Here is a 9,901-nt window from a genome sequence, read left to right as displayed (position 1 = left end):
CAGGTGATGGTTTCGGATTGGACTGTGGGGGAATGACACAAGAGCGACCATCCCGTTTTCGGGCACCGCAATCGAGCACGAGGAGCGGCAATGAGAAGGATCAGACACAGTCGGGCACTACTGGTTGGCGCACTCATTGCGTCGACGGGATTGTTCGGTGAAGTAGCGCTGGCGTCTGCCGATCAGTCTCGATCTCTTCCCCCCGGCACACCGACATCGGCAGACGGGTCCGCGCTCGATCGCATCGAAGTGGTCAACGACCGCCAACTGACGATGTACGTCCGCTCGGCAGCGATGGACAAAGTGATACCGCTCGAGGTGATCCTCCCAGCAGATGCGAGCGCGCCACGGCCGACGCTCTATCTGCTCAATGGAGCCGGCGGCGGCGAAGATTCGGCGACGTGGCAGACCAGGACAGACGTCGTCAATTTCTTCGGTGACAAGAACGTCAACGTCGTCAATCCCATCGGCGGTGCATACAGCTACTACACGGACTGGCAGCAACCCGATCCCGTTCTCGGACTCAATAAATGGACGACCTTCCTGACCGAGGAGCTTCCCCCGATCGTCGACGCGACGCTCGGAACTACCGGGGAGAATGCCGTTGCCGGTCTATCCATGGCCGGCACATCGGTTCTGAGTCTGGCCGAAGCGGCGCCGTCGGTGTATCGCGCCGTGGGAGCGTTCAGCGGATGCGCTGAGACGAGCACCCAACCGGGTCAGGACTATGTGACCTTCGTGGTCAGCTTCCGCGGCGGCGACGTCAACAACATGTGGGGCCCTCCCGGAAGCCCGGCCTGGGTGGCCAACGATCCGGTTGTCAACGCGGAGAAGTTGCGTGGTATCGACCTGTACATCAGCAACGGAACCGGTTTACCTGGCCCGCACGAGACCTTGGCGGGGCCGATGGTGAATGGAGATCCGGGTGTCCTCGCCAATCAGGTGATCGTGGGCGGCGTCATCGAGGCGGGCACAAATCAGTGCACGCAGCGCCTCGCAGATCGCCTCAATACGTTGGGAATCCCGGCAACGTACGACTTCCGGCCGACCGGCACTCACTCGTGGGGTTACTGGCAGGACGATCTGCACAACTCCTGGCCCATGATCGCCGACGCGATCGGTACCCAGCGATAGGTACCGATCAGCCGGTGAGTTATTGCTCACTTCTCTCGCATAGTTCGAGATCTGACTAACCTAGATGCTGGTCAGCGCGGTTATCATCACCGGGTGAGTTCCGAAACGCGCAGCGTCGCCGCAGCCGAAGACACTGACGTTCTTGCCCGTCGATTTGCGTGTCTGGGAGATCCCGCGAGGCTTCGAGTATTGCAACTCGCTGCAGTCGGACCAGTCGAGATTGCCGCACTTGCAGGTGAAACCGGCATCGAACCGTCGACACTCGGAACCCATCTCGAGGCGCTCGCGAACGTGGGCTTCATCGATGTCGACGTCCAAGGCGGGACTTCCGTGATCCGCGTTGCGGGTTCGGCGTATTCCGACCTCATGGACGCGGCAAAGATCGTCTCGCCGCGGGCGCAGGTGCGCGACACACTGGGGGCCTTGCCGACAGACGTCACGCTCCGCAGAATGGACGAGCGTGACTGGGACGGCGTGCGATCGATCTACCGCGAGGGAATCGACACCGGTACAGCAACATTCACCACGTCGGTGCCTTCCGCGCAGAAGCTGGACGAGCAATGGTTGCCCGATCATCGGTGGGTAGCCCAGATCGACGGCCGCGTCGTGGGTTGGGCGACCCTCAGTCCCACGTCATCGCGCGACTGCTATCGAGGTGTTGCCGAGAACTCCATCTACGTCGGAGGCGCAGCGCGTGGCCGCGGCGTCGGGAAACTGCTCCTTCGTCATCAAGTTCAGGCCGCCGACACCAGCGAGATCTGGACAATCCAGTCGTCAATCTTCCCTGAGAATCGAGCGAGCGTTGCTCTACATCAGGCCGTCGGATTCCGCATTGTCGGCACCCGCTCACGGATCGCCCAGTTGGGTGGGCAGTGGCGTGACACCCTGTTTCTGGAACGACGCCGTGAGTCCCAGCTTCACTGACCGGGGAGTGCGCAGACCGTGTCGAGTCCGAGAACGTGATTGAGCCGACCGGACGTGATCCACGATCCGATGCTGATCGAGAGTTCGACAATTTCCGCTTGGCTGTACTGCGCGCTCATCCGTTCCCAGAATGCGTCGTCGAGGCCGTGGTGATCCAATGCGTACCGCTGCGCGTATTCGGCGGCCAGGCGCGTGCGGTCATCGAAAGCGTCAGTGGTTTCCCAGTTTTCAACGGATTCGCCAAAAGTATCTTCAACTTTTACTCCGTCGCGTTCGGTGCGCCAGTCCATACACACGATGCAGCCGTTGATTTGCGCGATCCGCAACCGTGCGGCCTCGAACTCGCGTAGGCCGAGAGTCGACTTCGTGGTGACCGCGCGTGAGAGTCTCGACGCCGCGCGCCCGATCTCGGGAACCAGGTCACCCCACACGTATTCGATGGGATCTTTGCCCTCGGGCACAGTGATGTTCATCGTCGACTCCATCTCGTGTGGTTTCTTTCTCCGACGATAGCGGCGCGAACCTGCCAGGCCGCTGTGCGAGTCCCACTGGTCGGCATGAGAACCCCGTTGTGAAAATGTGCCCGCTACCCCTTGGCTGCGCTGACCCCGGCACGCCGACCGATCGGCGATCCCGCCCAAGTGGGGACTCTGATCGCGACCTCTGGCGCGGTTCAATCCGCCGGAATCCGGCAGGAAATGGAGTGAAGATGCCGTTCTCAACCGAATAGGCCGAGAAATCTCGGTTCAGTCTTCTGCGCAGGAAGAACGTGGTTTTGGCAGAGTCGAACAGCGGATCACTCAACAGTTTGTCGGCCAGTTCGAGCCATGGTCGATGCCACACGAGCTTGTGTTGATGGCGGGTTTCTCGATGTGATCTTCCCTGTGATTGGGAGCTGTATTTGTACGACTACGGCGCATCCGAGTCCTGATCTCGCTGCCTACAATCTTGCTGCCCGCATGAAGCGGGCGGAACTGGTGACCGCACTGCGCGAGATGCTCGGCGCTCGCCGTGTCGCTGATCTCGGGAAGGTCAAGGAAACACGGGCGGTCCGTCAGTGGGCGGAGGGCACGCGAACCATCGGCAACGACACCGATGTCGAACGCCTTCGTATCGCGTACCGCGCCGCGAAACTGATCACTGCCTGTGACACGGCTGCGGTCGCGCAGGCATGGTTCAAGGGTTTGAACCCGATCTTGGATGGCACTGTCGCGTTGATTCAAAGGAATAGTGGTGCAATAGGTTTGGAGCACATGGCGATGTACCCAGTTGGGATTGTTTACGATTCAGGATGCAATCCCGCTCGCGGTGACTTCCTGCCAGGCCGCGCGCTCACGTCCTGCGGACAGCGCGGTGGAGGCAGTTGCTGCGAGCCTACGAGCGAATGATGCGCGGCCGGTGTTTCTCATTGGCTGGGATGCGCTCGAAACTCGTTGCCGCACAATACTTGATCGGATCTGTCGACGAACTGGTGGCCGCGCATTCACCGGAACGACGGCAGTGCGACTTGATCGAGGTGGAGACCGTCCTGAGTTCGGCCGGTTGCCGTACTTCCCCGAAGATGCGGTTGCGGCGTTGTCGACCGCTGCCCCGCTGGTGTTGGTCGGTACCAAGTCACCGGTCGCGTTTTTCGGGTACCGGGAACATCCGAGTGCTCTTGCCGAAGGCGTTGCAACATTGACGTTGTCGACCGACGAGGAGGACTCGTACGCCGCACTTGTTGCGTTGGACGAAGAATTGTCCGGTCTCCCGGTGGGCGCTTCCACGGCCACCGTCAGAGTGTGTGGCCAAACTGCCGCGCTCTCGGATGAGCAGGGCCTGGACGGATGGACCATCGGTTCTGTGGCGGCCGAGACGATGCCGGAGGACGCCATTGTTTCAATCGAAGGTGGCACTGTCGGGCACAGCTTTTTCGCAGCATCGCAGAACGGGCCGCGTCACAGTGTTCTTACCAACGCCGGTGGTGCAATCGGACAGGGACTACCTGTAGCTTTGGTGCGTCGTTGGCGGCGCCACGACGTCGCGTCGTCGCGATTCAGTCCGATGGCAGTGCCCAGTACACGGTTCAGACACTGTGGTCGATGGCCCGCGAAGGTACTGATATCACCGTCGTCTTGGTGTCGAACCGAAAGTACGGAATCCTTAACACCGAGCTGCAGCGCCTCGGTCACACCAGTGGCGACTTGGCGAACTCTCTGACTTCGCTTACCAATCCGAGTCTGGACTGGTGTGCGACCGCTCGTGGCTACGGAGTGCCGTCCTCTCAGGTGCACTCGGTAGGAGAGTTGCGGGCGGCGTTGCGCCGGGCACATGCGGTCCCTGGACCCACGCTCGTGGAAGCGGTAGTCGGGTAATGCAGGGATCGGGATGCATGATCGGGTAATACAGCTGTGATGGCTTAAAGCGCATTTTTTGTGAACAAACGACGGCGCCCCACGCAACGGTAGGCGCGCTGGATCCCGGGGAGTCGGCGGACTACCCCCGGGCGGCCATTGCCTGCTTGGCTGCCTCGACCAGGTGCTCCGCCGCGCGGTTCATCTTCTTCAACTCCGCAGAGGTCAGGTCCTGGTGCGTGTAGGCCGCTTTGTTCTTCAAGTTCAGCAGTGTGTTCAGATGCCGTTCGGATCCACTGTCGGCACGTTTGAGTAGGGCAATGGCCTCGCTGTGGTTGCCGGTGTTCGAGTGCACACCGAGGCGCACGCAGCAGAGTACGTCCGAGGCGGCGATACCCGCGTCGACGTACAAGTCCCCGGCGGCGTTGGGCATCTCCTCTCCGAGATGGTCAGCGGCGTCGAAGAACTCGTTCGCTTTGGACATGCGGCCTGCGGTGACAACGGAGTCGCAGTCGAGTTGTCCCGCCATCAGGACCTCCTCGCAGCGGGGCGCAGTTGCCCGTTGAACCAGCTCCGTGTCCCCGCTACGGTCAGGCCTTGCTTCGCCACGTCACGGAGCAGGGGTTCGCCGGCGGCGGCCGCGGCACGGAACTCGTCCTCGGCGTACTCGACGATGCGGCCGTCGTTGCCGGTCCACGCGGTGACCAGTCGGGCGAGTTCGGTTACCCGTTCCTCCCACGCATCGTCCCCGTCGTGGCCGGCGTCAGCGGCGCGCACCAGGAACAGGTCGATGTCGCTGTCGAGCTTCATGCGCCCGGTCGCTGCCGATCCGAACACTGCGGCGTACCGCAGCGTCTTGCGCCACCCGTCCAGGTGCTTTTCGAGGCGCTTGAGGAAGGTGGAGTTCAGCTGTGAAAGCGCCATAATGGGCTCGGCCGCGAGATGCTCGGTGTTGAGGCGGTAGGTGTTGGTCCTACCTACCTGATCGCGGAGCACCACACCTTGCGCGACGAGGCGGGTGAGGACCTTGCGGATGCCTTCGCCCGACCCCGTGGCGAGGATGCGCTGGACTTGGCTGATCGTGAACGTGACCTCCGCGCTCGCCAAGACAGCAAGCACGTCGCCGTCCAGGGTCGGTGTTACCGTGGCGAACGGCCTGTTCAGCTGCATGGCAGGCACCTCCTCATTCCAACTAAAGTTTGACTATAGCAACTATAGTTGGAGTAGTGCGAGGTAGTCCGGACCGTCAGGGCTGAGAGCCACAGAATGGACCTGAGCAATTCTGTCGACGTGCTTGCCGGCTTCTGTGTTCGAGCCTTGTGAGCAGATGCTGTGTGGGCCAATATTGTTGGGAGCGTGGCTGTGACGGCGTCCATCGTAATGTGTGTTCCGTCCGTCATCTGTGGAGTCGATTTGCGGTCATTCTTTCTGCGTCGAAGCAGCCGGCGTATGGTCGTTGCGCACTTTCTGGCTCCAGAGGGCCTTTCCGGTGTCGTCGATTGCGCATGCGTGGTGCGAGGCCTTCCCGACATCGATCCCGATCCACACGGTGAGGTGATCATTCATCAACTCGCTCCTGTCGTTGCAGGTGGGGCCCGCGGACGTCTCCGTCACCAGATCCCTAAACAGCGACCGTTCGCATCAGCTCTCAATCAGCGACCGGAGCGTCCAGAACGGTGAGGCAGCCAGTCCTATCGAGCTACGGCAGCAACAAAACCCGATCAGCTACACCCCACCGCGCTGGGCATCCAGAGCGTCCACTCTGGACACCACCAACCTTAGGGAACACCCGATCAATTCTCGGACTCAAGGTTCAGCAGTCAGTCAGGGAACGACTCAGTGATGATGCTTCCACCGAGCGCGCAGTCGTCTTCTGAAAAATGCAGTCATCCCGGCATCCGGCGCAACGTCTTCATCTCATTACGACCACCACCAGTCTCGCCGGCAGTAGTCGCTGTCGACGTGCCGCTCCCAAGTACCGCAGTCAGGCCTCTGCCAGCGACCACTGGTGCACGACGAGAGACCTAACTGGGCCTGTCACTTGCTGTCGACGTGCCCGATCGGGTCGGCGCTGTCGGTGAATGCGGCGCGGGCGGCGGGCCAGCTGGTCTCATCGACGCGGAGAGCGCTGCGAAGGTAGGCGGTGCTCATCCGCTGGATGACGGCGACCCGTTCCGGACTTTCGTCCGTGGTTTCGGCGACTTCGTATCCGACGATTCCGCCAAGCGAGTGCTCGGCACCGTAAAAGGTTAGGAGGTCGGTGGCGCCGGGGCTGTGTGTGTAGGCGTCGGTGAACCAGTCGGGGCCGCGGCTGGACATCTTGGACTGGTCGTGGTCGCCGGCGACGACGAGCGTGTGCGTGGTCAGTTCCTGGAACGAGGGGCGCATGAATGGGAAGTTCGCCTTCGCGAACGGATGCAGGTCGTCGCCGCCGACGCCGGTTGCTGCGAACAGGATGCCCGCGGTGACGCGGCTGTCGGACATGTCGTCGCCGACTTGGCCTGCTTCGTCGAAGATCCGAGCGCCGAGGAGTGACTGCGCTGTCTGTCCGCCCCAGGAGTGGCCGGTGGCGGCGACGCGGCTGCGGTCGATGCGGCCGGTAAGCCCGGGGACGGCGGCCTCGATGGTGTCGAGCTGGTCGAGGATGCGGGTGAGATCCGTGATCCGCTCGGTCCAGATGGTCGGGAACACCGGGTGGTCGAACCCGAAACCGTTCCGGCGCGAGTCGAGGTGGGTGGGCTGGATCACGACGAACCCGCGGGAGGCCCAGAACGCGGTGAGCGGCGCGTAGCCGTCGAGGTTCCACCCGTTGCCGTGGGAGAACACCACGATCGGCAGGTTCGCGCCGGTCGCCGGGGCGGACACCCGAACTTCCAGCGGTACCGGCCGGCCGGGGGCGGACAGTTCGATGGGAGCAGCGGAGACGACCGGAGTGCCGGCGCCGACAATGCCGTTCAGTGTGTTGATCATTGATGAGGTCATGGAAACTTCCTTGCTGCGGGTGCGCTCTGCGATACTGGTTATCGGAGCGACGTTCCGTAACGTTACGGAACAGTGTTCCGTAATGCAAGTACATCCGATCGAATTGGTGAGGACAGGCACATGACTGACACCGAGAGCGACCAGTCGCGCGTTGCGCGGCCCCAGCAGGTGGGCCGTCCGCGTCGAAGCCAGCAGGCACTCCTTGACGCAGCGGCGGCGGTGTTCGTGACGTCCGGGGTCGACGCTCCGGTGCGGGAGATCGCAGCGAAAGCCGGCGTCGGTGTGGGGACGATCTACCGTCACTTTCCGACCCGTCCGGAGCTCGTAGTGGCGGTGTACCGACACCAGGTCGAGGCATGCGCAGAAGCCGGCCCGCGACTACTCGCGGAGAGCGCGACGCCCGAGGCGGCCTTGCGGGCATGGGTGGATTTGTTCGTCGATTTCCTTGTCACCAAACACGGGCTCGCTGGCGCACTCCACGGAGACAGCGCCGGGTCCGACGCTCTGCACACCTACTTCGTTGGCCGTCTCGTACCGGTGTGTAGCGACCTCCTCGAGGCAACACTCGAGTCCGTTGACACTGCTCCGCCGGTCGATGCGTACAACGTGCTCAAAGGCATCGGCAACCTCTGCATCGGTGCCGCAAGCGACGCCCAATACGAGGCCACCATTCTCGTACAACTACTCATTTCGGGCGTGCTTAGCCGAGGACTTCGCTGACCCAGGCCCATCGCACCCTCACGTGGAGCACGGACAGGAAGCGCCGCGAAAATCACGCCACTTACTGCTGTGATTCACAGTCGGCAAGGCCGGCGCAGCTTCGGAGTGTCTCATCGTCGGGTGTGTTAGTAGCGAACGATTCTGAGGCACTGTCGTCGGCACCTCCGAGACGCGCTCGGCCCTAATCTTCCTTTTCGCATCCGTACTTCAATGACTTTGCACGATCACGTGGCTTGTCAGTTGTGGTCGGTCATCACGCAAATGGACCTTTTGGGCCGGATGAAAACGGGCCTCGTGCCGAGACACGATTGCCTCGGCATCCCCGTAATAGTGCAGATCTCGCGGACGTATTACCGCACGCCGCAAGGACTCGTCGAGGGTAGCGTCGTCGAGGCGCAGCAGAGCGGCACCCTGATCGCCGGCGAGGCTCGGGACATCGGTCCAATGCTCTGGGGTCTGCTGCACGGACTGGCCATGTCGAATTACCTGGTCGCTGTCCGAGTCTGCCAACCCGAGGCGAGTTATCGGTTCGAAGACATGCAGCGCATTCTTGCTCTGGCACTGAAGAACCTGGCCCCGCGCTGAGCATCGACTTATCTACGGCTCGAACAGGTTCCGGACGAAGGAGAGGCTCTCGGGGAGTGCAGCCCGCATCGTCTCGATATGCCCCGTCGGATAGGTGCGGAATGTGACTGGCTGGCGGTTGGCGGCGAGTTCGGCGGCGAGTTTCAACGCGAGCGGCGCCGGCACCATCTCGTCCGTCAGCCCCTGCCCGAGGAAGACGGGCCGATCGTACCCGGTCGCCGGGATTTCCAGCATGCTGCGAGCAGCGGCCAGCACTGCGGGATCGTCGAGGGGCCGGTTCACCAGATCGCCGATCGTGACGTCGCCGAGGTCCGATGCCATTTCCTGGTAGCAGTCGGTTTCGGCTCGGGCCAGGGCATCGGTGCCGCGCGGTGTCAGGTAACGATCGATGTCGAGATCGGGTCGTGCCGCCCGGAGTCCGGCCAGGATGTACGACACGAATACGGTGCTGCCGGTCAGTGGCAATCGGGGAAAGTCCGGCCCCACGAGTGGTGCAAGGTTCTCCAGATTCGACGGCGCCCCGGTCGCCACCGCGCCCCGGTAGTCCAGTTCCGGTGCGTATCGTGTTGCGATCGCTGCCGTGACCATCGCGGACTGCCCGCCCTGAGACTGTCCGAGTGCCACCCACCGCGGTGAGAGCGACGGTTCGACCGCACGCGCAGCACGCACCATGTCGATCATGCTGTGCGCCTCCGACGGTCCGTCCAGGTAGGGGTGGATTCCCGGCGTGCCGAGCCCCACGTAGTCGGTCGCGACGATCGCATAGCCCTGCGAGAGCCAGTTCGTGAGGTATGGACTGCCGACGGTCCCGGTCACCGTGGGAGCGCACTTGTCGGCAATACCGACGGTGCCGTGGGCCCACGAGATCACCGGCCAGCCGCCTTCGGGTGGATCACCGGCGGGGAGGAAGAGCGCGCCCGTACTCAACGCGGGCCGGTTCAGCGGTCCCGTGGACCAATAGGTGAGCTTTGATCCGTTGACGGCGCCGGGGATCCAGAAGGTTCGTGGCAGGGGATCTGTCGCGGTCACTGTGCCCGGCGCCGTGACTGGCGACGGCACCTGCGCCTGGGCGGGCGCGGTCGAGACGACCGCAGAGGCGAGCGTGATCACCATCAATGTTTGGCCGAGCCGTCGTCGGATCATTGCACCGCTCCCGGGGTTCGTCCGTGTGTACGCAGACTTCCATTCTGCGCGAACCGGAGTTGCCGGCACACCGGTTCGAC

Annotated in this window: 10 protein-coding genes and 2 pseudogenes; 6 read left to right on the top strand and 6 right to left on the bottom strand. The window is 62.8% G+C overall.

The features are described from left to right. Positions 1 to 90: 90 nt before the first annotated feature. Complete coding sequence (locus C7T36_RS00705) at positions 91 to 1,134, top strand: alpha/beta hydrolase family protein (RefSeq protein WP_045070131.1); 1,044 nt, start codon at positions 91 to 93, stop codon at positions 1,132 to 1,134. Between the two features lie 93 nt (positions 1,135 to 1,227). Continuing rightward, the gene (locus C7T36_RS00700) at positions 1,228 to 2,058 is read left to right on the top strand and encodes a GNAT family N-acetyltransferase (RefSeq protein WP_045070130.1); all 831 of its coding nucleotides are present in this window, start codon (positions 1,228 to 1,230) and stop codon (positions 2,056 to 2,058) included. On the opposite strand, the gene C7T36_RS00695 is transcribed toward C7T36_RS00700, so the two are convergent. After that, positions 2,052 to 2,531, bottom strand: coding sequence for a carboxymuconolactone decarboxylase family protein (locus tag C7T36_RS00695; protein ID WP_033231413.1), 480 nt, complete (start codon positions 2,529 to 2,531; stop codon positions 2,052 to 2,054). The two genes, C7T36_RS00700 and C7T36_RS00695, sit on opposite strands and share 7 nt — an antisense overlap. Before the next feature lie 486 nt (positions 2,532 to 3,017). On the opposite strand from C7T36_RS00695, the pseudogene C7T36_RS00690 reads away from it, so the two are divergent. Next, positions 3,018 to 3,260: pseudogene (locus tag C7T36_RS00690) on the top strand (hypothetical protein); the annotation flags it as partial. A gap of 624 nt (positions 3,261 to 3,884) precedes the next feature. After that, entirely contained in the window at positions 3,885 to 4,412 is a 528-nt protein-coding gene (locus C7T36_RS30730) for a thiamine pyrophosphate-dependent enzyme (protein WP_084703009.1), read from the top strand. A 121-nt stretch (positions 4,413 to 4,533) separates the two neighbouring features. Here C7T36_RS30730 and C7T36_RS00680 read toward each other — a convergent pair whose 3' ends face one another. From C7T36_RS00680 to C7T36_RS00665, 4 genes and pseudogenes are all read right to left on the bottom strand, one after another. Then, positions 4,534 to 4,920: a hypothetical protein gene (locus C7T36_RS00680; RefSeq protein ID WP_045070128.1), complete on the bottom strand. Its 387-nt coding sequence runs from the start codon at positions 4,918 to 4,920 to the stop codon at positions 4,534 to 4,536. Then, complete coding sequence (locus C7T36_RS00675; protein WP_045070126.1) at positions 4,920 to 5,561, bottom strand: nucleotidyltransferase domain-containing protein; 642 nt, start codon at positions 5,559 to 5,561, stop codon at positions 4,920 to 4,922. Before C7T36_RS00675 ends, C7T36_RS00680 begins: the two co-directional genes overlap by 1 nt. Positions 5,562 to 5,843: 282 nt before the next feature. Further along, positions 5,844 to 5,957 (bottom strand): annotated as a pseudogene (locus C7T36_RS00670) (transposase); the annotation flags it as partial. A 471-nt stretch (positions 5,958 to 6,428) separates the two neighbouring features. Further along, the gene (locus C7T36_RS00665) at positions 6,429 to 7,373 is read right to left on the bottom strand and encodes an alpha/beta fold hydrolase (protein WP_045070124.1); all 945 of its coding nucleotides are present in this window, start codon (positions 7,371 to 7,373) and stop codon (positions 6,429 to 6,431) included. A gap of 120 nt (positions 7,374 to 7,493) precedes the next feature. Here C7T36_RS00665 and C7T36_RS00660 point away from each other — a divergent pair, with 120 nt between their 5' ends. Next, entirely contained in the window at positions 7,494 to 8,093 is a 600-nt protein-coding gene (locus tag C7T36_RS00660) for a TetR/AcrR family transcriptional regulator (protein ID WP_045070122.1), read from the top strand. Positions 8,094 to 8,387: 294 nt separating this feature from the next. Beyond that, positions 8,388 to 8,678: a hypothetical protein gene (locus tag C7T36_RS29960; protein ID WP_155276668.1), complete on the top strand. Its 291-nt coding sequence runs from the start codon at positions 8,388 to 8,390 to the stop codon at positions 8,676 to 8,678. Between the two features lie 12 nt (positions 8,679 to 8,690). Here the strand turns inward: C7T36_RS29960 and C7T36_RS00650 are convergent, their stop codons facing one another. After that, the gene (locus C7T36_RS00650) at positions 8,691 to 9,821 is read right to left on the bottom strand and encodes a lipase family protein (RefSeq protein ID WP_033231410.1); all 1,131 of its coding nucleotides are present in this window, start codon (positions 9,819 to 9,821) and stop codon (positions 8,691 to 8,693) included. Between the last annotated feature and the right edge of the window lie 80 nt (positions 9,822 to 9,901).

Source organism: Rhodococcus sp. AD45-ID (assembly GCF_003023755.1).
Taxonomy (GTDB): domain Bacteria; phylum Actinomycetota; class Actinomycetes; order Mycobacteriales; family Mycobacteriaceae; genus Rhodococcus_F; species Rhodococcus_F globerula.
The sequence above is the reverse complement of the archived record's forward strand: the minus strand, read 5'-3'. Positions and strand labels throughout refer to the sequence as shown.

Excerpts from the sequence above, each read along its gene's own strand:
- C7T36_RS30730 (WP_084703009.1), top strand. The coding sequence starts at position 3,885 with ATGGACCATCGGTTCTGTGGCGGCCGAGACGATGCCGGAGGACGCCAT.
- C7T36_RS00650 (WP_033231410.1), bottom strand. The coding sequence starts at position 9,821 with ATGATCCGACGACGGCTCGGCCAAACATTGATGGTGATCACGCTCGCC.
- C7T36_RS00660 (WP_045070122.1), top strand. The coding sequence starts at position 7,494 with ATGACTGACACCGAGAGCGACCAGTCGCGCGTTGCGCGGCCCCAGCAG.
- C7T36_RS00695 (WP_033231413.1), bottom strand. The coding sequence starts at position 2,531 with ATGAACATCACTGTGCCCGAGGGCAAAGATCCCATCGAATACGTGTGG.
- C7T36_RS00705 (WP_045070131.1), top strand. The coding sequence starts at position 91 with ATGAGAAGGATCAGACACAGTCGGGCACTACTGGTTGGCGCACTCATT.
- C7T36_RS00675 (WP_045070126.1), bottom strand. The coding sequence starts at position 5,561 with ATGCAGCTGAACAGGCCGTTCGCCACGGTAACACCGACCCTGGACGGC.
- C7T36_RS00665 (WP_045070124.1), bottom strand. The coding sequence starts at position 7,373 with ATGACCTCATCAATGATCAACACACTGAACGGCATTGTCGGCGCCGGC.
- C7T36_RS00680 (WP_045070128.1), bottom strand. The coding sequence starts at position 4,920 with ATGGCGGGACAACTCGACTGCGACTCCGTTGTCACCGCAGGCCGCATG.